Source organism: Massilia sp. Masssp93 (genome assembly GCF_059491295.1).
Genome location: NZ_CP168502.1, coordinates 469,326 through 492,836 on the forward strand (window position 1 = coordinate 469,326; position 23,511 = coordinate 492,836).

At 68.3% G+C, this 23,511-nt stretch carries 18 protein-coding genes; 10 read left to right on the forward strand and 8 right to left on the reverse strand.

Annotation, left to right across the window (positions count from 1 at the left end):
- Positions 1 to 63 precede the first annotated feature (63 nt).
- From ACEN9Q_RS02155 to ACEN9Q_RS02170, 4 genes are read right to left on the reverse strand one after another with little or no spacing between them, the layout of a single operon-like run.
- The gene (locus ACEN9Q_RS02155; protein WP_495627211.1) at positions 64 to 780 is read right to left on the reverse strand and encodes a TorF family putative porin; all 717 of its coding nucleotides are present in this window, start codon (positions 778 to 780) and stop codon (positions 64 to 66) included.
- Positions 729 to 2,033, reverse strand: a complete 1,305-nt coding sequence (locus tag ACEN9Q_RS02160; RefSeq protein WP_495627212.1) for a S8 family peptidase — start codon at positions 2,031 to 2,033, stop codon at positions 729 to 731. The genes ACEN9Q_RS02155 and ACEN9Q_RS02160 overlap by 52 nt, the downstream gene beginning before the upstream one ends.
- Positions 2,030 to 2,758, reverse strand: coding sequence for a zf-HC2 domain-containing protein (locus ACEN9Q_RS02165; protein WP_495627213.1), 729 nt, complete (start codon positions 2,756 to 2,758; stop codon positions 2,030 to 2,032). Before ACEN9Q_RS02165 ends, ACEN9Q_RS02160 begins: the two co-directional genes overlap by 4 nt.
- Entirely contained in the window at positions 2,755 to 3,342 is a 588-nt protein-coding gene (locus ACEN9Q_RS02170; protein WP_495627214.1) for an RNA polymerase sigma factor, read from the reverse strand. Before ACEN9Q_RS02170 ends, ACEN9Q_RS02165 begins: the two co-directional genes overlap by 4 nt.
- Positions 3,343 to 3,525: 183 nt before the next feature.
- On the opposite strand from ACEN9Q_RS02170, the gene ACEN9Q_RS02175 reads away from it, so the two are divergent.
- A complete protein-coding gene (locus tag ACEN9Q_RS02175; RefSeq protein WP_056438740.1) occupies positions 3,526 to 3,918 on the forward strand; it encodes a hypothetical protein in 393 nt (130 codons plus the stop codon).
- 231 nt (positions 3,919 to 4,149) lie between these two features.
- Here ACEN9Q_RS02175 and ACEN9Q_RS02180 read toward each other — a convergent pair whose 3' ends face one another.
- On the reverse strand, positions 4,150 to 5,088 hold the full coding sequence (locus tag ACEN9Q_RS02180; protein WP_322402751.1) for a LysR substrate-binding domain-containing protein: 939 nt from the start codon (positions 5,086 to 5,088) through the stop codon (positions 4,150 to 4,152).
- A gap of 112 nt (positions 5,089 to 5,200) precedes the next feature.
- On the opposite strand from ACEN9Q_RS02180, the gene ACEN9Q_RS02185 reads away from it, so the two are divergent.
- A complete protein-coding gene (locus ACEN9Q_RS02185) occupies positions 5,201 to 6,412 on the forward strand; it encodes a urate hydroxylase PuuD (protein ID WP_495627215.1) in 1,212 nt (403 codons plus the stop codon).
- A 233-nt stretch (positions 6,413 to 6,645) separates the two neighbouring features.
- Here the strand turns inward: ACEN9Q_RS02185 and ACEN9Q_RS02190 are convergent, their stop codons facing one another.
- The 3 genes from ACEN9Q_RS02190 to ACEN9Q_RS02200 all read right to left on the reverse strand — a co-directional run bounded on the left by ACEN9Q_RS02190 (position 6,646) and on the right by ACEN9Q_RS02200 (position 9,643).
- Positions 6,646 to 9,006, reverse strand: a complete 2,361-nt coding sequence (locus ACEN9Q_RS02190) for a S9 family peptidase (protein ID WP_495627216.1) — start codon at positions 9,004 to 9,006, stop codon at positions 6,646 to 6,648.
- 187 nt (positions 9,007 to 9,193) lie between these two features.
- Positions 9,194 to 9,364 carry a hypothetical protein gene (locus tag ACEN9Q_RS02195; protein ID WP_157201760.1) on the reverse strand — a complete coding sequence of 57 codons (171 nt, stop codon included), beginning with the start codon at positions 9,362 to 9,364 and terminating at the stop codon, positions 9,194 to 9,196.
- Between the two features lie 21 nt (positions 9,365 to 9,385).
- Entirely contained in the window at positions 9,386 to 9,643 is a 258-nt protein-coding gene (locus tag ACEN9Q_RS02200; protein ID WP_056438750.1) for a hypothetical protein, read from the reverse strand.
- A gap of 196 nt (positions 9,644 to 9,839) precedes the next feature.
- Between ACEN9Q_RS02200 and ACEN9Q_RS02205 the strand changes: the two genes are divergently transcribed.
- From ACEN9Q_RS02205 to ACEN9Q_RS02240, 8 genes are all read left to right on the forward strand, one after another.
- On the forward strand, positions 9,840 to 10,481 hold the full coding sequence (locus ACEN9Q_RS02205; protein WP_495627217.1) for an ANTAR domain-containing response regulator: 642 nt from the start codon (positions 9,840 to 9,842) through the stop codon (positions 10,479 to 10,481).
- A 14-nt stretch (positions 10,482 to 10,495) separates the two neighbouring features.
- The gene (locus ACEN9Q_RS02210; RefSeq protein WP_495627218.1) at positions 10,496 to 11,671 is read left to right on the forward strand and encodes a CmpA/NrtA family ABC transporter substrate-binding protein; all 1,176 of its coding nucleotides are present in this window, start codon (positions 10,496 to 10,498) and stop codon (positions 11,669 to 11,671) included.
- 553 nt (positions 11,672 to 12,224) lie between these two features.
- Positions 12,225 to 13,520 carry an MFS transporter gene (locus ACEN9Q_RS02215; RefSeq protein ID WP_056438758.1) on the forward strand — a complete coding sequence of 432 codons (1,296 nt, stop codon included), beginning with the start codon at positions 12,225 to 12,227 and terminating at the stop codon, positions 13,518 to 13,520.
- 29 nt (positions 13,521 to 13,549) lie between these two features.
- On the forward strand, positions 13,550 to 16,087 hold the full coding sequence (gene nirB / locus ACEN9Q_RS02220) for a nitrite reductase large subunit NirB (protein ID WP_495627219.1): 2,538 nt from the start codon (positions 13,550 to 13,552) through the stop codon (positions 16,085 to 16,087).
- Between the two features lie 57 nt (positions 16,088 to 16,144).
- Complete coding sequence (gene nirD / locus ACEN9Q_RS02225) at positions 16,145 to 16,492, forward strand: nitrite reductase small subunit NirD (RefSeq protein ID WP_056438765.1); 348 nt, start codon at positions 16,145 to 16,147, stop codon at positions 16,490 to 16,492.
- A gap of 2 nt (positions 16,493 to 16,494) precedes the next feature.
- Positions 16,495 to 17,745, forward strand: a complete 1,251-nt coding sequence (locus tag ACEN9Q_RS02230) for an NAD(P)/FAD-dependent oxidoreductase (protein ID WP_495627220.1) — start codon at positions 16,495 to 16,497, stop codon at positions 17,743 to 17,745.
- A gap of 12 nt (positions 17,746 to 17,757) precedes the next feature.
- Complete coding sequence (locus ACEN9Q_RS02235; RefSeq protein WP_495627221.1) at positions 17,758 to 20,454, forward strand: molybdopterin-dependent oxidoreductase; 2,697 nt, start codon at positions 17,758 to 17,760, stop codon at positions 20,452 to 20,454.
- Positions 20,455 to 20,773: 319 nt separating this feature from the next.
- The gene (locus tag ACEN9Q_RS02240; protein ID WP_495627222.1) at positions 20,774 to 23,500 is read left to right on the forward strand and encodes a type VI secretion system Vgr family protein; all 2,727 of its coding nucleotides are present in this window, start codon (positions 20,774 to 20,776) and stop codon (positions 23,498 to 23,500) included.
- Positions 23,501 to 23,511 lie beyond the last annotated feature (11 nt).

Sequence of the window (23,511 nt, forward strand, 5' to 3'; positions counted from 1 at the left end):
TCGGGAAGGGACGACGTTAATGCCCCCGGCGGCGTGCAAGGTTCAATCGAATCGCGGGTGTTTTCAGAAGTGCAGGCTGGCGCCGGCCACGAGGGCGCGCGCACGCGGGAAGCTGCTGCCGGACCCGCGCACGAGGGTCTGCCAGCCTGCCTGCAGGCGCCAGTCGCCCGTGTCGTAGGCGAGCGTGGCGCGCAGGTCGGCGCGGTCGCGGTCGCGGTCGTCGCGGCGATAATCGCTGCCGAACGGATGCAGCGCGCCCGCATGCAGGGCCAGCGCCAGGCGCTCGCCCAGCGGGATGCCGCCGTTCAGGTCGAGGTAGATCGTGCGGCCCGCGCCGTAATAGGCGGGCGAATAGGACAGGCGCGCGTTGACGCGGTCGAGCGTCAGGCCGGCGTAGAACTCCTGGTAGTCGACGTGGTGGTCGCGCAGGTAGATCGTGCGGGTGACGCCGGCATCCCAGGACAACCGCGACGTCAGCGGCAGCGCGCGCCCGCCGTAGACGATCAGGAGGCCCTGGCTGCGGCCATACAGCTCGATGGGCGAGGCGAAGGCGCCGGCGTACCAGCCGGCATCGAAGTCGCGGTCCACGCGCAGCTGCAGGGCCGGGCGGGCGCCCAGCGAGAGGCCGCGCGCGGCGTATTCGGACACGAGGGTGAGGTCGCCGCTGGTCTGGGCCGAGGCGGCGGGCGCCAGGACCATGGCGGCAAGGAAGAATGCAAATGCGCCCGTCAATGCGGGCGCGGGGAGGGCAGGCTGGCGGTCGTGGTCGTCGATGGGCATAGGCAAACGCAGGCTCCGGCGGCGCGTGCAATGGCCGCGCAGGCGTCTATGCTACCAGCTTGTCCCGTACCCGATGCCAACGCGGCGGGAAAGACGCGCGCGCCGCCGTCGAGGTCCGCCCGCAGCCGGGCCGGCGCCGTGCCGGGACGCAGTTCGAGGATCAGCGCCGCCAGGCCCGCCACGTGGGCCGCCGCATACGACGAGCCGGACACCATGCCCCAGCGCGCGCCCGGCAGCGCGGTGGGAACGTCCGTTCCCGGTGCGCGCAGCGATCCGGGCGGCGGCGCGCGCTGCGTGTCGGACGCCACCGCGATCACGCCCGGGTGCGACGCGGGAAAGCCGCCGTCGGGCTGCGCCGGATCGGCCGCGCCGACGAGCGTCACGCCGCGCGCGAGGGCCGCGTCGAGCAGAGCCTCCAGCAGCCGGTCGCGCGGTCCGCCCAGGCTCATGTTGATGACGCCCGCATCGTTCATCAGCGCGAAATTGATGGCCTTGCCGAGCGTGAAGCTGTTGCAGCGGGCGGGCGGTCCCGCCGTCTCCCAGCACGCGCGCAGCGCCAGCAGTTTTGCACCCGGCGCGATGCCCGCGATGCCTTGTCCGTTGCCTTCGCGCGCGGCGATGATGCCGGCGACGGCCGTGCCGTGGGCCTCGGGCCCGTCCGGATACGCGTCGACGAAGTTGCGGCGCAGCTTGACCTGGCCCGCGAGGTCGGGGTGGTTCGCGTCGACGCCGCTGTCGACGACGGCCACCGTCACGCCGCGTCCCGTGCTCGCGCGGTGCAGCGTCGTCAGCTGCCACACCTGCGCGGCCGGCTGCACGGGCAGCAGCGGGTCGCCGCCGCCGAGGCTGCGGTATTCCTGGATGGCCTGGGCCCACGCGACGCGGGGATCGTGCGCCAGCGTGTCGAGCAGGCGGTCGACGGGACCGGTGCCCGTGTCTTCCATCACGAAGCAGTCGATGCCGATCGCGGGCATCGGCCAGTTGTCGACGACGCGCAGGCCGTAGGCGGCGGCGAGGTCGCGCGCGACGCGGCGGCGCGCGGCGCGGGTGCCGTCGTCCGTGTAGCCGCCGCCGTACGCGCCGTCGGGACGGAAGTGCGGCGACGGCATGCGCAGCATCACGAGCACCTGGTGCGCGGCGGGCGCCGACGCCGCGTGCGGGGTGGGCGGGTCCGCGTTCGCGCGCGGCACCACGCATGCGAGCGCGCACAGGGCTGTGCACAGCGCCAGGAGGCGGGCGAGTACCTGTTTCACGGCTGGCCGTCCGTGGACAACGGTTCGGCCAGCGTCACGGCCGGTTCCGCGCGCAGCCGGGCCAGCACGGGACCGAGGCGGCCGTCCGCGCCGGCCAGCCAGGCATCCGTGACGGTCGGCCCGCCGACGATGCGCGCACCGCTGGCGCGCACAATGCGGCGCAGCTCGCGCTCCGGCGTGTCGGGCCGGAAGGTCACGACGAGCCGCGCCGCCCCGTTCGCGCCGGCCGCGCCGAGGACGCGGTAGTCGCCGGGCGCGTCAGGATGCACGGCCGGACGCGCCAGCAGCGCGGCCAGCACCGCGATCGCGCAGAATTGCGCGGCGACGGCGGCGCGCAGCCAGGCGCCGTCGTTGGCGGCGCGGCGGTCGCGCCAGCGCTGCAGCAGGCCCGGCGTCGCCGACCCCGGCAGCGCCGCCGTCGCCGCCACGGTCTCCGTCTCCGGCAGCGTCTCCGCCTGCGGCAGCGCGCACGGCACGGGGACGTCGTCCTCCACGGGAGTCGCGTCCAGCCGCGGCATCAGGCGCGCCAGCGCGCGGTCGGGGTCGAAGCCGAGGTCCGGACCCGGCCCGGCCGCGCGCACCGTGCGCAGCAGCGCGAGGTCGGCGCGGCAGTCGGCGCAGGTGGCCACGTGGGCCTGCACGCGTTCCAGTTCCGCCCCGGCGAGGGTCCCGTTGGCGAGCCAGGGCAGGGCATCCTGGGCTTCGGGATGGCTGTACGGGTTCATGACCGGATCTCCAGCTGATCTTCCAGCAGCGTTGCCAGGCGGCGGCGCGCGTGGAACAGGCGCGTTTTGACGGTGTTGACGGGACATTCCATGATTTCTGCGATTTCTGCGTAACCCATGTCGTGATAGAAGGTCAGCTGGAACGCGGCCCGCTGCGCCAGCGGCAGCGCGGCGACGGCCACGTCGACGGCATGCGCGAGACGCTGCTGTTCGAAGCGCCAGTCGGGCCGGCCGGCATCGTCGCCCACGCACTCGTCGGCGGCGTCGCCCGCCGGCTCGTCGAGCGCGTGCAGCGCCTTGCAGGCCTTGCGGTACGCGATCGCGAAGACCCAGGTCGAGACCTTGCAGCTGCCGTCGAACGTGGCGGCCTTCTGCCAGACGACGAGCAGCGTATCGTTGACGATTTCCTCGATCAGCGGCACGCTGCGCGTCATCCGTTGCAGGAAGCGCGCCAGGCGCGGGAAATACACGCGGTACAGCATTTCGAAGGCGCGCCGGTCCCCGGCCGCGACACGGCCGACCAGGCTGGCCTCGCTCTCGGCCGTTCCAGCCGCCGAAGCCGTTTCTTCGATTCTCCTATCCACGCATGCGCTCTCTACTGTTTAGCGGTGAATACCCGTTGACCGCGCCAAGGTTCATGCGCGGCGAAAATTTTTTGACCGCCCCCGATTCTCACACGGAACGGTGCCAAAGGGGCGGGCGCGAATCGTGTTGCCGGGATGACCCCGGCATGTCACGATGTCGCCATGTCAACCAGATACGACCTCATGAAACGATTCGCCATCCCCCTCGCCGCCGCGCTGACCCTGGCCGGCGCCGCCCACGCGCAGGCGCAGAGCGCCGACGCACCCCGTCCGCTCGGCTATACCCGCGTCGCCGACGCGCTGTCCGCCCTGCAGAAAGCGCCGGACGCCAAGGTCACCCATCCGGACGGCTGGACCGTCATCACCGTCCCGAAGCCGGAACTGGCCGTCTGGTCGTTCGTGCCCAAGGAGCACGACGCCTACCCGGCCGTCGTCCGGCGCCTGATCCGCAAGACCGACAAGGGGACGTTCGTCGAGATGAAAGTGCTGTGTGAAGCAAAGCAGGAACCGTGCCGGAAACTGGCGCTGCAGTTCCAGCAGATGACGGCGCAGATGCAGCAGGCGCTCGCCAGGTAGGGCGGGCGGCCTCCGCCCACGCGCAACGTTCGCGACGTGTCGGCGTAACGCGTGGGCACGGGGTGCCCACCCTACCGGTTGACGACCACCTTGGCCGCGGCCGTCACCTGGTCGCGCAGGAGATGACGGCGCAGATGCCGCAGATGGTGCAGGTCAAGTAGGGTGGGCGGCCTCCGCCCACGCGCGACGTTGGCGATGTGCCGGCGTAACGCGTGGGCACGGGTGCCTACCCTACCGGTTGACGACCACCTTGGCCGCGGCCGTCACCTGGTCGCGCAGCCATTTGTGCTCGGGCGACTGGTGCACGCGCTGGTGCCACAGCTGATAGAAGCGCATCGGCGGGAACTTGATCGGGACCGTGAAGTTTTTCAGCGGCAGCGTGTTTTCGTAGAAGCGGATGAACTGGCGGCCCGTCGTCAGCACGAGGTCGGTCTGCGTGAGCATGTACGGGATCAGGCCGAAATACGGGCATTCCACGGCCACCTTGCGGTGCAGGCCCTGGCGTTCGAGGAAGGCGTCGATGACGCCGTGGTAGCCGGGCAGCATGGCCGTCGGCGCGACGTGGGGCAGGGTCAGGTAGTCCTCGACCGTCATCGCGTCGGCCGCCGTGCGCTTGGCGTAGGCGCTGTCGGCGCGCATCGTGCAGATGATCGGGTCCTCGAACAGCTTGGAGATGTGCAGGTGCGAAGGCGGCTCGTCCCAGTTGGCGATCACGAGGTCCATCTCGCCGTCGGACAGCATGCGCAGGTAGTCCGTGCCCGGCCCCAGGTGGTGGATCGTCACCCGGCTGTTCGGGGCGCCGCGCCGGATCGACGCGACGACCCCCGGCAGGAATTGGGTGTCGAGGTAGTCGGGCGCGGCGATGTGGAACGTGCGGTCGGCCTGTTCCGGCACGAACGGCGTCTTGCGGACGAACAGGTTCTCGGTCTCGTCGAGGATGCGCTTGGCCGGCTTGAGCAGGCTTTCGCCGTGCTGGGTCGGCACCATGCCGCGCGCGCCGCGCACGAGCAGCGGGTCGCCCGTCAGTTCGCGCAGCTTGCGCAGCGAGGCCGAGATCGACGGCTGCGGCTGGTTCAGCTTGAGCGCGACGCGCGACACGTTCTTTTCCACCAGCAGCAGGTAGAGGATGCGGATCAGGTGCAGGTCGAGGTGCTGGGGCAGGGAGGACATGGGCGGGTCAGGTTATATACGAAGTCTGATTTTAAATATACGTTATTTTTCATGTTGAATAAAATAAATCGCAGGCACTGTCGCCTGCCGGTCACGCTCTGAAGGAGTCGTCATGGAAGCGGTTGGATACCTGGTCCCGTATGTCCTCGAATGGATGAACATGCTGGTGCGCTGGCTGCACGTCATCACCGGCATCGCCTGGATCGGCGCCTCGTTCTACTTCGTCTGGCTGGACAATTCGCTGCGGCCGCCGGTGCCCGGCTCCGACCTCGCGCGCAAGGGCGTGGCCGGCGAGTTGTGGGCCGTGCACGGCGGCGGCTTCTACAACCCGCAGAAATACCTCGTCGCGCCGGCCGAATTGCCGGCCGAGCTGCACTGGTTCAAATGGGAAGCCTATGCGACGTGGCTGTCGGGCTTTGCGCTGCTCCTCGTCGTCTACTGGTTCAATGCGCAGGCCATGATGGTCGACCGCAGTGTGGCCGACCTGTCGGCCTGGCAGGCCATCGGCCTCGGCGCCGGGAGCCTCGTCGCCGGCTGGGTCGCGTACGACCTGCTGTGCCGCTCGCCGCTCGGGCGCCACGATCTCGCGTTCGGCGCCGTGATGTTTGCGCTGCTGGTCGGTGCGGCCTGGGTGCTCACGCATTTCCTCAGCGGCCGCGCGGCCTATATCCACGTGGGGGCGATGATCGGCACGATCATGGTCGCGAACGTGGCGATGGTGATCATTCCGGGCCAGCGCAAGATGGTCGAGGCGATGCGCGCGGGCGCCACGCCGGACCCCGTCCACGGCATCCGCGGCAAGCAGCGCAGCGTCCACAATAATTACTTCACCTTGCCGGTGCTGTTCATCATGATCAGCAACCACTTCGCGATGACCTATCGCCATCCGCACGCGTGGGCCGTGCTGGGCACGATCATGGCGGCGGGCGTGTTCATCCGCCACTTCTTCAACCTGCGCCACAAGGGACGCGTGGAGTGGATTTATCCGGCGATCGGCGCCGCGCTGTTGCTGGGACTCGCGGTCGTGCTGGCGCCGCCGCGGCCGGGTGCGCCGCAAGGCAAGGCCGATTTTGCGCAGGTCGAGGCGATCGTGCGCCAGCGCTGCGTGTCATGCCACGCGGCGCACCCGACGCAGCCCGGTTTCGCGAGCGCGCCGGCCGGCGTGATGCTGGACGACGCCGAAGGCATTGCCCGGAACGCGCCGCGCATCTACCAGCAGGCCGTGCAGCTGAAGGCGATGCCGCTCGCGAACATGACCCATATGACGGATGCCGAGCGCGCGCAGATCGGCGCGTGGTTCGAAGTAGGAGCAAGAACGCCGTAGGGTGGGCTCCCCGAGCCCACGCGAACGCCGGCCAGACGCAAACGCCGGCGCGACGCAAACGCCGGCACGACGCAAACCCCGGCGCGACGCAAACGTCACGCGTGGGCACAGGGTGCCCACCCTACGGTTGTTTCAACGTTCTTTCAAACAGCCGTAGGGTGGGCTCCCCGAGCCCACGCGAACGCCGGCCAGACGCGAACGCCGCCCAGACGCGAACGCCGGCACGACGACGTTTATTTCAGCGTTCTTTCGAACAGCTGATAGATGCGCCGGTACTCGTCATACCAGCTTTCCGGCTGCACGAACGAATGCCGCTCCAGCGGATACGGCGCCAGTTCCCAGTGGTCCTTCTTCAATTCGATCAGCCGCTCCGCCATGCGCACGGAGTCCTGGAAGAACACATTGTCGTCGACCATCCCGTGCGCGATCAGCAGGTGGCCCTTGAGGTTCTGCGCGTACTCGATCGGCGACGACGTCTTATACGCCTCCGGATCGACGTCCGGCGTATTCAGGATGTTGGCCGTGTACTCGTGGTTGTACGTGCTCCAGTCGGACACGGGGCGCAGCGCGGCGCCGGCCTTGAACACGTCGGGCGCACGGAACATGCCCATCAACGTCATGAAGCCGCCGTAGCTGCCGCCGTAGATGCCCACGCGGGCCGCGTCGCCCTGTTCGTTGGCGACCATCCAGTTCACGCCGTCCAGGTAGTCGTCGAGCTCCGGGTGGCCCATCTGGCGGTAGATCGCTGTGCGCCATTTGACGCCGTAGCCCTTCGACGCGCGGTAGTCCATGTCGAGGACGACGTAGCCGTTCTGCACGAGCAGGTTGTGGAACATCTGCTCGCGGAAGTACGGCGTGTAGCGCTGGGTGACGTTCTGCAGGTAGCCCGCGCCGTGCACGAACATCACGACCGGATATTTTTTGCCCGGCTCGAACTGCGCAGGGCGGTACAGCTTGGCCCAGATGGGCGCGGCCCCGTGGGTCGACGGGATCGTCACGAACTGCGGCTGGATCCAGTCGTGCGCCTTGAATTCCGGCGTGCGGGTGTCGGTCAGCCTGACGGCCTCGCCGCCGTGCGCGGGCACGGTCGCGATCTGCGCCGGCAGGTAAGGGCCGGAATAGTGCACGAGCAGCCTGTTCTGGTCCGGCGACAGGCGGAAATCCTGCACGCCGGCCAGGCTGCTCACCTCGCGCGTGGCGCCGTCCGCGACGTTCACGGCGCACACTTCGTACGTGCCCGGCGTCTTGCGGTTGCACAGCAGCCAGGCGGTCCGGCCGTCGGCCGACCAGGCCACGTCGGACGCTTCCCACGGTCCTTGCGTGAGCGCGCGCGTGCGGCCGGCCGCGTCGCGGACGTACAGGTGCGAATAGCCCGTTTCCTCCGACAGATACCACAGCGTCGTGCTGTCCGGCAGCCAGCCGAATTCATTGTTGTCGTAGTTGACCCAGGCCTCGTCCGTCAGGCGATGCACGGGCTTCAACGTCGCGTGCGGCAGGTCGACGGTGGCGATCCAGCGGTCCTTGTTGTCGACCGCGCGGAACATGACGGCCGCGTTGGCGCCATCCAGGCTCCACGTGATCGCCTCGCCGTCGAAGCCGATCATCACGGGGCGGTTGCCCTTCAGCGGATCGAGCTTGTGCGCCGCGCGCAGCTGCGCCAGCGGGTCGGCCGCGATGCCGGGCAGGACGTCGAACGCCAGGTCCTTCACCTCGTGCGTGGCGAGATTCACGAGCTTCAGGCCGTGGCCGTGCGGCGTGTTGCGGCCGACGCGCGTGCGCTCTTCCGAGAATTCCTCGTAGCCGCTTTCCGTCACGTAGCGGGGCATCTTGCCGGCGCGGCCCTTGTCCGCGGTCTTCGGACCCGTCACGACGAGCAGCCAGCGGCCGTCCGGCGACAGCGCGCTGTTCAGGATCGCGACCTTGTCGCCCAAATAGATCGGGGCCGGCGCGCGGGTGGGATCGGCGCGGCGCTGTTCCTCGGCCTGGGCGCGGGTGGCGTCGCGCTCGTCCTTCTGGCGCTTCAATATCGTCGACAGGCGCAGCTGCATGTCGCGCAGGGCGTCGGGTTCCGCCGCGTTCGGGTCCTTGGCGGCGCGCGGTAAAGCGATGGGGCCGAGCACGCGCTCGCGGCGATCCCAGCCGAACCAGTCGTCGCCGATACGGAATTGCACGCTGCGCTCGTCGGCCGAATATTGCACGGCCTGGACCGCCGCGCCGTTGCTGCGCGTGATCTGCACGAGGGCGCCGCTCTTGAGGTCGCGCTCGAACAGGTCGCCGTTGCGCACGACGATGGCGCGCGTGCGGGCGCGGTCGAACAGCATTTCCGGGCTGTCCAGCCTGGCGAGTTCGGCATCCGCCACCTGTGCCGCATGGCCCGCGCGGGCCGCGTTGACGCGCCACGTGTCGCGCAGCGGCGAGCCGGTGCGCTTCTGTTTATACAAGACCTGCTTGCCGTCCCAGTTCCACCACGCCGCTTCCACGGGGGGGCCGATCCAGTCGGGGTTGGCCATGGCCTGGTCGAGGGTCACGGGCGTCGAGGCGGCGGCGGGCAGCGCCAGCAGCGCGGCGAGAACGGCGAAAGTGGGAAGTCGCATCATCAGTCGGGTGGATAAATGAAGAACAAGAATGCTTTTCTTGGTGAGAAATTGCAAAAAAGCATTCTAGCTCAGCCGACAACGATGCTGTGCGGATTCGCTTGCGGAAGTGGCGCGCGTGCGTAAGTACAAAAAACAACGCCCGGCCAATGCCGGGCGTGTGGAGACGTTTTACGACCGGGTGGCTTTACGCGGCCGCTTTCGGTTGCGCGTATTCGGCCATCCACAGTTCGGTCGGCGCGTCGGCCAGCCACAGTTCGGTCGGGGCGGTGACGGTCGGGTTACGCACGAACATCACGATGCGGGTAACGATGGCGGCGGCCGAGATGCCGACGGTGAGGTATTCGACTGGGGTCATGATCTTTATCCTTGGCTTTGCTTAGTTGTTCGGGGTGTCGCGGACGGCGTCCGGGGCCAGCGCGGCTGCGCAGAACGGACCCAGGATGATGATGCCGGCGTGGCGCTGCATCTTGCTGCGGGCGAACGCGCCGCTGGCCGGCTGGGCGACGTCGGGCACGATCCAGCCGCCGTGCGCGGTGTACAGTTCGATCGCAAAGTCGCGGATCTTGCCGAAGGTGTCGGCGATATGGTGGCGCAGACCCTTGTCCTGCGCCTTGGTGATCGTTGCGGTGGTCATTGTCATCTCCGGTGGAAATCTGTCGTGTTGCGATGCAGTATAGGGACAACCCAGTCATAAATGAACTTTCGATTTATGATGCAGCCCATCTGTTTTGTGAATATTTTCTGAGCGACAACTAAAGCGGATTCGCAGTCATGTCATGCGGCTGCTGAATATCTGGGCGTCTGGCCCGAAACTTGCATGCCTCATGGGCATGAAATCGCCTCCCGTGGTCCAGCGCACCTTGCGCATCGTCGTCGTCAACACCGTGCCGGATCACGCCACGGACGAGGCCGCGCTCGCCGCGCAGGCCCGGCGCAACACGGCGCTGCGCATCGGGCTGCTGGAATCCGGCTATGACATCGTCGCCTCGCTGCCGGCCGACATCTTTTTGCCCGAGCGGATCGCGCAGATCCAGCCGGACATGATCATCATCGACAGCGAATCGGACGCGCGCGACGTCCTCGAGCACATCGTGATCGCCACGCGCGACGAGCCGCGGCCCATCGTCCTGTTCACGGACGACCAGACGCCATCGAGCATGGATGCCGCGATCGAGGCGGGGGTGACCGCGTACATCGTGGACGGGCTGCAGGCCGAGCGCGTGAAACCCGTGCTGGACGTGGCCCTGAAGCGCTTCACGCGCGAGCAGAAGCTGCTGGACGAACTGTCGGACACGCGCCGCCAGCTGGCCGACCGCAAGCTGATCGAGCGCGCCAAGGGCCTGCTGATGGCGCGCAACAAGCTGACGGAAGAGCAGGCCTACCAGCGATTGCGCACGATGGCGATGAACAAGAAACTCAGGCTGGCCGAAGTGGCCCAGCGCATCCTGGACGTCGAGGATCTCCTCGGGTAAGACAAAGGAAAAGCATGGCACACGCATTCGTGGCCGGATCGGATCGTCCGGAAAAGACCGTGATCAGGGCCGGCTTCATGCCCCTGACGGATTGCGCGTCCCTCGTGATGGCGTCCGTGCTGGGGCTGGACGAGAAATACGGCATCAAGCTGGAACTGTGCCGCCAGCACTCGTGGTCGGGCATGCGCGACCGCCTGCTGCAGGGCGAGATCGACGTGGCGCACGCGCTGTACGGCATGCTGTACGGTGTGGAGAACGGCATCGGCGGCCAGCCCACGCGCATGGCCGTGCTGATGAACCTGTCGCGCAACGGCCAGTCGATCACGCTGGCGCGCGCGCTCGCGCGCCAGCGCATCGCCGACCTCCCGCAGCTGGCCGCCGCCATCCGCACGGGCACGCGCCGTTTCGCGTTCGCGCACACGTTCCCGACCGGGAACCACGCGATGTTCCTCTATTACTGGCTGGCCGCCGGCGGCATCGATCCGCTGCGCGACGTGCAGGTCGTCACCGTACCGCCCAGCCAGATGGCCGTGAACCTCGCGGCCGGGCACATGGACGGCTTTTGCGCGGGCGAGCCCTGGAGCACCCGCGCGCTGCTGGACGGCAGCGGTTTCACGGCCGCGACGAGCCAGGACATCTGGCCGGACCACCCCGGCAAGGCGCTGGGTGCGACGGCGGCGTTCGTCGACGCCAATCCGCACGCGTGCCGCTCGCTGGTCGCGGCGGTGCTGGAAGCGGGGCGCTGGCTCGACGAATCGGGCGAGCACCGCGACGCGGCGGCCGAGGTGCTGTCCAGCCCCGGCTACGTGAACGCCGACCGCCACACGATCGCCGCGCGCCTGCACGGCGAGTACGACAACGGCCTGGGGCGGCGCTGGGTCGATCCCGATCCCGTGCGCTTCCATGCCGACGGCGCCGCCAACTTCCCCTACCTGTCCGACGGCATGTGGTTCATGACCCAGCACCGGCGCTGGGGCCTGCTGCGCGACGACGTCGACTACGCGGCCGTGGCCGCCCGCGTCAACCGCGTGGGCCTGTACCGCGAGGCGGCCGTGCTGGCCGGCGTGCCGGCGCCGTCCGGCCTGATGCGCCGCTCCGTGCTGATGGACGGCAAGGCCTGGGATGGCAGCAGCCCTGCGGCCTATGTTTCGTCCTTCCCGATCCGCCGCGCCGCCCTGGCCGGCGCGTGATCCGCAAACCGTCCTTCCCGCGCCGGCCGGACCGCATGACGTCGAGCGGACGCGGACTATATCACCGTCGTTTCCGCGCAGGCGGGCACCCAATGGCGTTGCGTAGACGCGGACTATATCAACGTCATTCCCGCGCAGGCGGGAACCTAATTTCGTTGCGTCGACGCGGACCACCTTGGGCCCCCGCCTTCGCGGGGGCGACGGTTCCAGGGTTCAGGTCGCGCTCGATACCAATCACAGCGTCGCCCTTGCCTTGGCGAGAAACGACGTCCCTGGCCCGAGATGCTTCATTTGCGTGCGTCATTTACGTGCATGGTGCACTGCAATGAAGCGAATCGGGCCCGGTACATACGGTCTGCCCCCGGAAAACCATCTGGCACGAGTCTTGCAAATACGGAGGTAACGGGGTCAACGGCGATCCCTGAGTAAAAGCGCCGGCCCAACGAGGGGACGGCAAACAGGACAACGGCGTCCGCTGCACCGCAAACGCGAGTTTCATTCGCGCCGGCGGTACGCAGCGGGCGCCTTTTCGTTTTCAAGAAGGGAACAAAAAATGGCCGGCAAAGCAAACAGCATCAAGCTATTCTCCTTTGATACGCCGCAGATGCGCGCGTTCCACCTGACCTGGGTGGCCTTCTTCGTCTGTTTCTATGCCTGGTTCGCTTGCGCACCGCTGATGCCGGTGATCAAGGGCGAGTTCCACCTGTCGGTCAGCCAGATCGCCGACATCAACATCGCGGCCGTCGCCATCACCATCCTCATGCGCCTGATCGTCGGCCCGCTGTGCGACCGCTTCGGCCCGCGCAAGACCTATACCGGCCTGCTGGCGCTGGGCGCGATCCCCGTGCTGGGCGTGGCGATGGCCCAGAGCTACGAAAGCTTCCTGCTGTTCCGCCTCGGCATCGGCGCCGTCGGCGCCAGCTTCGTGATCACGCAGTACCACACCTCCGTCATGTTCGGCCCGAAGGTCGTCGGCACCGCCAACGCGGCCTCGGCCGGCTGGGGCAATAGCGGCGCCGGTGTCGCGCAGGCCACGATGCCGCTGCTGCTGGGCGCCGTCGTCATGCTGGGCGTGACCGAAACGATGGGTTGGCGCGTCGCGCTGCTGGTGCCGGGCGTGCTGATGCTGATCATGGCCGTCGTCTACTACAAATTCACGCAGGACTGCCCGGAAGGCAACTTCGCAGAGCTGCGCGCGGCCGGCGTGCCGTTCGAAAGCGGCGGCAAGGGCGGCTGGGCGAGCTTCTTCGAAGCCTGCCGCAACTACCGCGCCTGGCTGCTGTTCGTGACGTACGGCGCCTGCTTCGGCATCGAACTGTTCATCCACAACGTGGCCGCGACCTATTATGTCGACCACTTCGGCCTGTCCCTGAAAGGCGCCGGCATGGCGGCCGGCAGCTTCGGCCTGCTGGCCCTGTTCGCCCGCGCCCTCGGCGGCTGGATCTCGGACAAGGTTGCCGCCCGCGGCGACCTGAATTCCCGCGTGAACCTGCTGTTCATCCTGATGATCGGCGAGGGCCTGGGCCTGCTGTGGTTCTCGCAGACCACCAGCGTGACCATGGCCATCGTCGCCATGCTGGCCTTCGGCCTGTGCACCCACATGGCGTGCGGTTCGACCTATGCGCTGGTCCCGTTCGTGAGCCGCAAGGCGCTGGGCGGCGTGGCCGGCATCGTCGGCGCGGGCGGCAACGTCGGCGCCGTGCTGGCCGGCTTCCTGATGAAGGCGACCGGCGACGTGCGCCAGACCCTCCTGATCCTGGGCGGTGCCGTCCTCGTCGCGGCGCTGTGCGCCATCGGCGTGCGCTTCTCGCTCACCGTCCCCGAAACGCCGGCGCCCGCCGCCGCCTGAACAAGTTATCGCTGTATAGGAGTCGCAACATGAAACTGATCGTCATCGGCCACGGCATGGTCGGCCACAAATTCCTCGAAACCCTGTTCGCGGACGCCGCCCAATCGGCAAACTTCCACGTCACCGTGCTGTGCGAGGAACCGCGTCCGGCCTACGACCGCGTGCACCTGTCCGCGTTCTTCTCGGGCACGACGGCCGAGCAGCTGTCGCTCGTCGCGCCGGGCTTCTTCGAGAAGCACGCCGCCAACGTCGACCTCAAGCTGAACGCGAAGGCCGTCGCCGTCGACCGCGCGGCGAAGACCGTCACCCTGGCCGATGGCGACGTGCTGGCCTACGACAAGCTCGTGTTCGCGACGGGTTCGTATCCGTTCGTGCCGCCCGTCCCGGGCAAGGAGCGCGACGACATCTTCGTGTACCGCACCATCGAAGACCTGGAGAAGATGACGGAATGCGGCGCCCGTTCGAAAACCGGCGTCGTCGTCGGCGGCGGCCTGCTGGGCCTCGAATGCGCCAAGGCCCTGCGCGACATGAACCTCGACACGCACGTCGTCGAATTCGCGCCGCGCCTGATGGCCGTGCAGGTCGATGACCTGGGCGGCCGCGTCCTGCGTAACAAGATCGCGGCGCTGGGCGTTTCGGTCCACACGCAAAAGAACACGCTGCAGATCGTCGACGGCGAGTCCGCGACGCACCGCATGGAATTCGCCGACGGCAGCCACCTGGAAGCCGACATGATCGTGTTCTCGGCCGGCATCCGCCCGCGCGACGAACTGGCCAAGGCTTGCGGCCTGGCGCTCGGTCCGCGCGGCGGCGTCGCCATCGACGACGCCTGCCTCGCGTCGGACCCGCACATCTACGCGATCGGCGAGTGCGCCGCGTGGGGCGGCCAGACGTTCGGCCTGGTCGCACCGGGCTATGAAATGGCGCGCATCGTCGCGCGCGCGCTGCTCGGCCAGGAAGCCGCCTTCGCCGGCGCCGACATGAGCACGAAACTGAAACTGATGGGCGTGGACGTCGCGTCGATCGGCGACGCCCACGGCAACACGCCGGGCGCGCGCAGCTTCCAGTTCACGGACGAGCGCAAGCAGGTCTACAAAAAGATCGTTGTCTCCGACGACGGCAAGCGCCTGCTGGGCGCCGTGCTGATCGGCGATGCCGCCGAATACGGCAGCCTGCTGCAGATGATGCTCAACGATATGGAGCTGCCGGAAGCGCCGGAATTCCTGATCCTGCCGCAGGCCGAGGGCGGCGCCCGTCCGGCGCTGGGCATCGACGCGCTGCCGGCGGCCGCGCAGGTCTGCTCCTGCAACGCCGTCAGCAAGGGCGCCATCTGCGACGCGGTGCTAGGGGGCGCCTGCGACATCGGCGCGATCAAATCGTGCACGAACGCGGGCACGTCGTGCGGCGGCTGCGTGCCGCTCGTCACCCAGATCATGAAGGCCGAGATGGCGAAGGCCGGCATGGCCGTCACCAACCACGTGTGCGAACACTTCCCGTACTCGCGCCAGGAACTGCACCACCTGATCCGCGTGGGCGGCATCAAGAGCTTCGCCGAACTGCTGGACAAGCATGGCAAGGGCCTGGGCTGCGACATCTGCAAGCCGGTCGCCGCCAACATCCTCGCATCGACCTGGAACGACTTCGTGCTGAAGCCGGAACACGCGAGCCTGCAGGATTCGAACGACTACTTCCTCGGCAACATCCAGAAGGACGGCACCTATTCCGTCGTGCCGCGCATGCCGGGCGGCGAAGTGACGCCGGACGGCCTGATCGCCGTCGCCCAGGTCGCGAAGAAATACAACCTGTACACCAAGATCACGGGCGGCCAGCGCGTCGACCTGTTCGGCGCCCGCGTCGACCAGCTGCCGGCGATCTGGGAAGAGCTGATCGCGGCCGGCTTCGAATCCGGCCACGCCTACGGCAAGTCGCTGCGCACGGTGAAATCGTGCGTCGGCTCGACGTGGTGCCGCTACGGCGTGGGCGATTCGGTCGGCTTCGCCATCGCGCTGGAAAACCGCTACAAGGGCCTGCGCGCGCCGCACAAGATCAAGTTCGGCGTCTCCGGCTGCACCCGCGAATGCGCCGAGGCGCAGGGCAAGGACGTCGGCCTGATCGCGACGGACAAGGGCTGGAACCTGTACGTGTGCGGCAACGGCGGCATGAAACCGCGCCACGCCGAGCTGATCGCGTCGAACCTGGACGAAGACACCGTCGTGAAGCTCGTCGACCGTTTCCTGATGTTCTACGTGCGCACGGCCGACCGCCTGCAGCGCACCAGCACGTGGCGCGAGAACCTGGAAGGTGGCCTCGACTACCTGAAGCAGGTCGTCGTCGACGACAAGCTGGGGATCGCGGCCGAACTGGAAGCGGACATGCAGCGCGTGGTCGACACGTATGCCGACGAGTGGAAGAACGCCGTCGAGGACCCGGCCGTGCGCCAGCGCTTCCGCAGCTTCGTCAACAGCGAGAACACGGACGATAACGTCGTGTTCATGCCGGAGCGTGGCCAGATCCGGCCGGCCACGCCGGACGAACGCCGCCGCGTCATCCCGATCGCCGCCGCTTGAGTCATTGAGTCATTGAGTCATCCACCGAGTTTATTTGACTGGAACAAGGAGAACACCATGCATCGCGATATCCAACTGAATCAGTGGAACGCCATCTGCTCGCTCGACCAGATCGTCCCCGACACCGGCGTGGCCGCACTGCTCGGCGGCCGCCAGGTGGCCGTGTTCCGCGTGGGCGGCGCGTCCCCGCGCGTGTTCGCCATCGATAACTACGATCCGAATTCGGAAGCGTCCGTGCTGTCGCGCGGCCTGGTCGGCAGCATCGGCGAACGCATCGTCGTCGCCTCGCCGATCTACAAGCAGCACTTCGACCTGCAGACCGGCGAATGCCTGGAAGCGCCGCATCACTCGGTGGCCAGCTATCCGGTGCGCGTCGAGGACGGCAAGGTCTGGGTAGGGGCATAACAATGAACGCCCCACATGCGCATGACAAACATCCGCGGCTGGTCGTCATCGGCAACGGCATGGCGGGCATGCGCACGGTCGAAGAGCTGCTGAAGCTCGCGCCCGGCATGTACCGCATCACCGTGTTCGGCGCCGAGCCCCACGGGAATTACAACCGCATCCTGTTGTCGCCCGTGCTCGCGGGCGAGAAGACGGTCGACGACATCATGCTCAACACGCGCGAGTGGTACGACGCCAACGGCGTCACGCTGCACGCGGGCGACCCGGTCGTGCGCATCGACCGCAAGAAGCGCGTCGTGTACGCCGCCTCCGGCCTCGCCGTGCCGTACGACCGCCTCCTGATCGCCACCGGTTCGAAGCCGTTCATCGTGCCGGTGCCGGGCCACCAGCTGCCGGGCGTGATCGGATTCCGCGACCTGAGCGACGTCGACACGATGCTTTCCGCCGCGCGCGCGGGCGGGAAGGCCGTCGTCATCGGCGGCGGCCTGCTCGGCCTGGAAGCGGCCAACGGCCTGCTGCGCCAGGGGATGGAAGTCGCGGTCGTGCACGTGACGGGCAGCCTGATGAACCAGCAGCTCGACCCGCCCGCCGCCGAACTGCTGCGCGCGAGCCTGGAGCTGCGCGGCCTGCGCATCCTGCTGAACCGCCAGACCGTCGCCATCGAGGGCGAGGACCGCGTGCGTGCGGTGCGCTTCGACGATGGCGAGACGGTCGACGCCGACCTCGTCGTGATGGCCGCCGGCGTGCGTCCGAACGTCGAGCTGGCAAAGGACGCGGGCCTGCACTGCGAGCGCGCCATCGTCGTCGACGACACCTTGCAGACCTACGATCCGCGCGTGTACGCCGTCGGCGAGTGCGTGCAGCACCGCCGCGCCACGTTCGGCCTCGTCGCGCCGATCTGGGACCAGGCGCGCGTCGCCGCCGCCCACCTCGCGGGCGCCGGCCATCGCCGCTACGTGCAGCAGGCCACCGCGACGAAGCTGAAGGTCACGGGCGTCGACCTGTACTCGGCCGGCGACATCGTCGGCGGCGACGGCAGCGAAGACCTCGTGCTGCGCGACCGCCGCGGCGGCGTCTACAAACGGCTCGTCGTCGCGGGCAACCGCCTGACGGGCGCCGTGCTGTACGGGGACGTCGCGGACGGCCCGTGGTACTTCGACCTGATTCAAAAGCGGACGGACATCTCGTCCATCCGCGACCAGTTGCTGTTCGGCCGCGCGCACCACGACGACGTCGCTGCGCAGGCGGCTTGACGAGGAGTTTTCATGAAGTTGTCTTCGATTCCCACCACTGTCCGTACGACCTGCCCCTATTGCGGCGTCGGCTGCGGCGTCAATGCCCAGGTCGGGCAGGACGGCGCGATCGCGATCGCGGGCGACGCCGCGCACCCGGCCAGCCAGGGCCGCTTGTGCGTGAAGGGTTCCGCGCTGGGCGAAACGCTGGGCAACCGCGGCCGGTTGCTGGCGCCGATGCTGAGGGAAGAGGGCGTGTTGCGCGAAGCCTCCTGGGACGACGCGCTGGACAAGGTCGCGCAAGGATTCGCGCGCGTCATCGCGGAGCATGGGCCGGATGCCGTCGCGCTGTACGTCTCCGGCCAGCTGCTGACCGAGGATTACTACGTCGCCAACAAGTTCATGAAGGGCTATGTCGGCAGCGCGAACATCGACACCAATTCGCGCCTGTGCATGTCGTCGGCCGTGGCCGGCCACAAGCGCGCGTTCGGCGAGGACGTCGTGCCGGGCTGCTACGAGGATTTCGAACTGGCCGACCTGATCGTGCTGGTCGGCTCGAACGCCGCCTGGTGCCACCCGACGCTGTACCAGCGCATCGCGCGCGCCAAGCAGGAGCGCCCGGAACTCAAGGTCGTCGTCATCGACCCGCGCCGCACGGCGACGTGCGACATCGCCGACCTGCACCTGCCCGTCAAGCCGGGCACGGACGTGTGGCTGTTCGGCGGCCTGTTCGGCCACCTGGCCGTGCACGCGGCCGACGAGGGTTTCGTGGCCGGCCACACGACGGGCCTCGCGGACGCGCTGGACGCCGCCGCCAAGGCCGGCACGTTGGCCGACGTGGCCAGGGCCTGCCGCGTCGATCCGCGCGACCTGGAACGTTTTTACGACATGTTCGCGAATACGGAGAAGGTCGTCACGGCGTTCACGATGGGCGTGAACCAGTCGACGAGCGGCGCCGACAAGGTCAATGCGATCATCAACTGCCACCTCATCACGGGCCGCATCGGCCGTCCCGGCATGGGGCCGTTCTCGCTGACCGGCCAGCCGAACGCGATGGGCGGGCGCGAAGTGGGCGGCCTCGCGAACATGCTGGCCGCGCACATGGACCTGGACGATGCCGCCCAGCGCGCCGCGCTGCAGGACTTCTGGGGCTCGCCGCACGTAGCAAGCAAGCCGGGCCTGAAAGCCGTCGACCTGTTCCGCGCCATCGAAGAGGGCAAGGTGAAAGCCGTGTGGATCATGGCGACGAACCCGCTCGTGAGCCTGCCGGATGCCGACCAGGCCAGGCGCGCGCTCGAGAAATGCGAGCTGGTGGTGGCTAGCGACATCGTCCTCGGCACCGACACGAACGACGCGGCCCACGTGCTGCTGCCGGCGCTCGGCTGGGGCGAGAAGGATGGCACGGTCACCAATTCCGAGCGCTGCATCTCGCGCCAGCGCGCCTTCCTGACCGCGCCGGGCAGTGCCCGCGCCGACTGGGACATCGTGTGCGACGTCGCGCGCCGCATGGGTTTCGGCGGTTTCGACTTCTCGTCGCCACACCAGATCTTCGACGAGCATGCACATTTGTCGGCCTGGAAGAACGGGATCGACGGCCAGCGCCGCCGCGTGTTCGACATCGGAGGGCTGACCGGCATGACGCGCGCCGACTACGACGCGCTCGATCCGGTGCAGTGGCCGGTGCGCACGCCGCAGGAACGGACCGCGCGCCTGTTCGGCGACGGCCGCTTCGCGCATGGCGACGGCCGTGCGCGCTTCGTGCCGACGGTGCCGCGCGCGCCCGCGCACCTGCCCGGGGGCGAGTATCCGCTCGTGCTGAACACGGGCCGCGTGCGCGACCAGTGGCACACGATGACGCGCACGGGCCGCTCGCAGAAGCTGGCCGAGCACATCCCGGAACCGTTCATCGACATGCACCCGCAGGATGCGCTGCTGTGCGGCGTGAAGGCGGGCGAGCTCGCGCGCGTGACGAGCGACTGGGGCGCCGTCGTGGCGCGCGTGCAGCATGGCGGCGGCATCGCGCGCGGCAGCGTGTTCATGCCGATCCACTGGAGCGGCCAGACGGCATCGGACGCGCGCGTGGGCACCGTCGTCAACCCGGCCGTCGATCCGGTGTCGGGCGAGCCGGAATTCAAGCACACGCCGGTGCGCATCGAACCGTTCGGCGTCACGTGGTACGGCTTCATCCTGTCGCGCACGGAACTGCCGCTGCGCGAGGCCGTCAACTGGACGCGCATCCAGGGCAAGGACTTCATCCGCTACGAACTGGCCGGCCGCAAGCCGTTCGCCGACGCGGCCACGTGGGCGCGGCGCCTGCTGGATGTGCACGACGACGACGCCGACTGGATCGAAGTCGAGGACAAGAACGGCGGCGTGCATCGCGCCGCGCACCTCGTCGACGGCCGCATCGAGGCTTGCCTGTTCGTGGCGCAGCGCGCCGACCTGCCGGCCCGCGCCTGGCTCGCCAGCATGTTCGACAAGGACCGCCTGGCGCCGGCCGACCGCATCGGCCTGCTGTCCGGCCGCGCCCGCGAGAAGGGCTTCGACGCGGGACCGACGGTGTGCTCGTGCTTCGGTGTGGGCCGCAAGACCATCGAGATCGCGATCCGCCAGAACAATCTGTGCGACGCGGCCGCCGTCACGGCGTGCACGAAGGCAGGGGGCAACTGCGGCTCGTGCATCCCCGAGATCCGCGCGCTGCTGGCCGAGGCGCAGGCGGCCGAGGTATGAATTCGGCGTTCCCGACCTGGCCGGTCGGGGACGGCGTTTCGGGCAGCGGCCCGATGAGCGGCCTGACGGTCAGCCAAACCGAAACGCGGTGCCGCCGCAGTGAATCTTTCTGGAGTTAACATTCTGTGGCCGCCGCCCGGCGCTGCGTGGGGCTTTGTCTATCGCGAGAAAAATAAATTTCTCATGAAAAACAATGCGTTCCCCGTCGAACGCATTTCTCGCAGCGGCGTTAAAAAGTGAAGCTAATGAAACAATCTGTGAGAAAAACGTTACAGATTTTCATTATGATTGCCAGGTTCCGGTCCCCCCAGCTCCTGCCATGTCCTTCATCAGCGCTTCGTTCAACCTGACCGATGCCAACCGCCCCATCCGCCTGCGCATGTCCACCGCGGGCGGCGTGCGCGACGACCAACTGCTCGTCAAGCACGTCAGCGGCGTCGAGAGCCTGTGCGGCGGCATCGAGTACTCGCTGCTGTGCGTTTCCACGCAAGCCGGCCTGGAACTCAAGCAGTTCATCGCGAGCCCGGTGGAACTGCAGTTCGTCACCGACAGCGGCGGCCTGCGCGCCGTGTGCGGCATCGTCGCCGCGGCGGCCGAGGGGCAGGGTGACGGCGGGCTGGCCACTTACCAGCTGGTCGTGCGCGATGCCTTTGCCCTGCTCGACAAGACCAGCAACACGCGCGTGTTCCGCAACGCCAGTGAAGTCGACATCACCGATATCGTGCTCAAGGAGTTTCGCCAGGCGAATCCCGTGGCGGCGCGCGCGTTCGCCTACGATCTCGGCGGCCTGAAGTCGTACCCGCAACGCGAATTCACGATGCAGTACAACGAGTCGACGGGCGCGTTCCTGCGCCGCCTGTGGAAGCGGCGCGGCATTTCCTGGTTCATCCAGCCCGGGGCCGCGAGTGAACGGGGCAGCGATGAGACGCCGCTGCATACCCTGGTGCTGTTCGACGACGCAATGGCGCTCAAACGGAACGCCGGCGGCGCGGTGCGCTTCCATCGCGACGATGCGACCGAAGCGCGCGACGTCATCACGGCCTGGCACGCGGTGCGCACGCTGACGCCGGGGAAGATCGGCCGCCAGAGCTGGGACTACGCGAGTTCCGGTCCGACGATTACGCTGGAAAGCGGAATGAACGACCAGGGCGACCTTGGCAACCGCTTCGCCGCGAGCCTGGACGACTACCTCGTCGACGCGCCCCACGTCGGCGACAACGACGCCGACTACCGCAGCCTCGGCGTGGCGCGCATCCAGCGCCACGAGTACGAAGCGAAGTCGTTCCAGGGCGAAGGCAGCGAGCGCAATATGTGCGTCGGCCAATGGAACACCATCGTCGGTCACCCGGAACTGGACGAGCATCCCGAGGCCGAGCGCGACTTCGTCGTCACCGAGCTGCGCGTGGAGGCCGAGAACAACCTGCCCAAGACGCTCGACGACCAGGCGCGGCGCCTGTTCTCGCTGAACCGCTGGCGCGACGACAGCGCGGCGCTGGCGCAGGCCAGTCTCGAGCGCGGGGTGCGCTACACCAACCGCTTCAGCTGCGTGCGGCGCGGCGTGCCGATCGTGCCGGCATACGACCCGCGCGCGGACCTGCCGCGCACGGCGCTGCAATACGTGACCGTGGTCGGTCCGGTCAATGAAGAGATCCACTGCGACCATCTCGGCCGCGTCAAGGTGCGCTTTCCCGGCTGCCGCGAGGACGACCACGCGCACGCACAGGGCGCGGGCGCGTCCGGCAGCGACCGCGATTCGGCCTGGGTCCAGGTGGCGAATCCGTGGGCCGGCGACCAGTACGGCACGATCTCGCTGCCGCGCGTCGGCCACCAGGTGCTGTGCGCCTTCGTCGGCGGCGATCCGGACAAGCCCCTGATCATTGGCCGCGCGCACGGCGGCAGGACGCCGCCGCCGTCGTTCAGCCGCACGAGCCGCCTGCCGGGCGACCGCTACCTGTCGGGCATCGTCAGCCGCGAAGGCAAGTCGCAGCGCTACAACCAGCTGCGCCTGGACGACACGCCGGGCGAAATCAGCGCCCAGCTGGAAAGCGTCCATGGCCGCAGCCAGCTGAACCTCGGCTACCTGACGCACCCGCGCCAGGACGGCCAGGCCGACCCGCGCGGGCAAGGCTTCGAACTGCGGACGGACGACAGCGGCGCGATCCGCACGGCCAAGTCGTTGCTGATCTCGGCCTGGAAACGGCTGGACGCCGCAGGCACGCAACTCGGCAGCAGCGAGCACCTGGCCCTGATGCAGGATTGCCTCGACCTGTTCAAGACGCTGGGCGACTACGCCGCGCAGCACCAGGGCCTGCCGGTCGACCCGGCGCCGCAGGATGCGCTCAAGGCCGACCTCGAGGCGGGACCGGGCGCGCGCAGCGCCGACCTGGCGGGCGCCGCCAAGCCGACCGTGAGCCTGACCGGCCCGGCCGGCATCGCGTTCAGCACGCCGCAGACCATCGTCAGCTACGCCGGCGTCAACCTGGACACGGTCGCGCAGCAGCACATGCAGCTCGCCAGCGGCAAGCGCTTCAACGTCAACGCCGGCAAGGGCATCTCGCTGTTCGCGCACAGCGACGGCATCACGCAGGTGGCGCACAACGGCGACTTCACGATGCAGAGCCAGCACGACGACATGAAGGTCGTCTCCGCCAAGGACGTCAAGATCACCGCCGCCAAGCGCGTGATCGGCATGGCGCAGGACGAAATGACCTTCATGGTCAGCGGCGGCGCCTATTTGAAGCTGAAAGGCGGCGACATCGAGATCGGCGGGCCGGGCAACCTCACCGTCAAGACCGCGGAACACCACTGGAACGGGCCGGCCAGCGCGAAGACCGATATGCCGTCGTTCGACGCGGGTACGTTCGAGCGCACGCCGCGGCTGGTCCGCGCGACCGACGGCAAGCCCGTCGAGGGCATGCAGGTGCACATCGAGCGCGACGGCGCCGAGCCGCTCACCGGGCAGACCAATGCGGCCGGTGAAGGTCCGAAGATCACGGGCGACCGGCTGGAGCAGCTCAAGGTGACGTTCAAAAAACTGTTGACGTAAGCGGGAGCAGG

Bases quoted from the DNA above. Each gene is read 5' to 3' on its own strand.
- ACEN9Q_RS02240 (WP_495627222.1), top strand. From the start codon at position 20,774: ATGTCCTTCATCAGCGCTTCGTTCAACCTGACCGATGCCAACCGCCCC.
- nirD (WP_056438765.1), top strand. From the start codon at position 16,145: ATGCATCGCGATATCCAACTGAATCAGTGGAACGCCATCTGCTCGCTC.
- ACEN9Q_RS02215 (WP_056438758.1), top strand. From the start codon at position 12,225: ATGGCCGGCAAAGCAAACAGCATCAAGCTATTCTCCTTTGATACGCCG.
- ACEN9Q_RS02180 (WP_322402751.1), bottom strand. From the start codon at position 5,088: ATGTCCTCCCTGCCCCAGCACCTCGACCTGCACCTGATCCGCATCCTC.
- ACEN9Q_RS02200 (WP_056438750.1), bottom strand. From the start codon at position 9,643: ATGACCACCGCAACGATCACCAAGGCGCAGGACAAGGGTCTGCGCCAC.
- ACEN9Q_RS02210 (WP_495627218.1), top strand. From the start codon at position 10,496: ATGGCACACGCATTCGTGGCCGGATCGGATCGTCCGGAAAAGACCGTG.
- ACEN9Q_RS02175 (WP_056438740.1), top strand. From the start codon at position 3,526: ATGAAACGATTCGCCATCCCCCTCGCCGCCGCGCTGACCCTGGCCGGC.
- ACEN9Q_RS02155 (WP_495627211.1), bottom strand. From the start codon at position 780: ATGCCCATCGACGACCACGACCGCCAGCCTGCCCTCCCCGCGCCCGCA.
- ACEN9Q_RS02185 (WP_495627215.1), top strand. From the start codon at position 5,201: ATGGAAGCGGTTGGATACCTGGTCCCGTATGTCCTCGAATGGATGAAC.
- ACEN9Q_RS02235 (WP_495627221.1), top strand. From the start codon at position 17,758: ATGAAGTTGTCTTCGATTCCCACCACTGTCCGTACGACCTGCCCCTAT.
- ACEN9Q_RS02165 (WP_495627213.1), bottom strand. From the start codon at position 2,758: ATGAACCCGTACAGCCATCCCGAAGCCCAGGATGCCCTGCCCTGGCTC.
- nirB (WP_495627219.1), top strand. From the start codon at position 13,550: ATGAAACTGATCGTCATCGGCCACGGCATGGTCGGCCACAAATTCCTC.
- ACEN9Q_RS02205 (WP_495627217.1), top strand. From the start codon at position 9,840: ATGAAATCGCCTCCCGTGGTCCAGCGCACCTTGCGCATCGTCGTCGTC.
- ACEN9Q_RS02190 (WP_495627216.1), bottom strand. From the start codon at position 9,006: ATGCGACTTCCCACTTTCGCCGTTCTCGCCGCGCTGCTGGCGCTGCCC.
- ACEN9Q_RS02230 (WP_495627220.1), top strand. From the start codon at position 16,495: ATGAACGCCCCACATGCGCATGACAAACATCCGCGGCTGGTCGTCATC.
- ACEN9Q_RS02195 (WP_157201760.1), bottom strand. From the start codon at position 9,364: ATGACCCCAGTCGAATACCTCACCGTCGGCATCTCGGCCGCCGCCATC.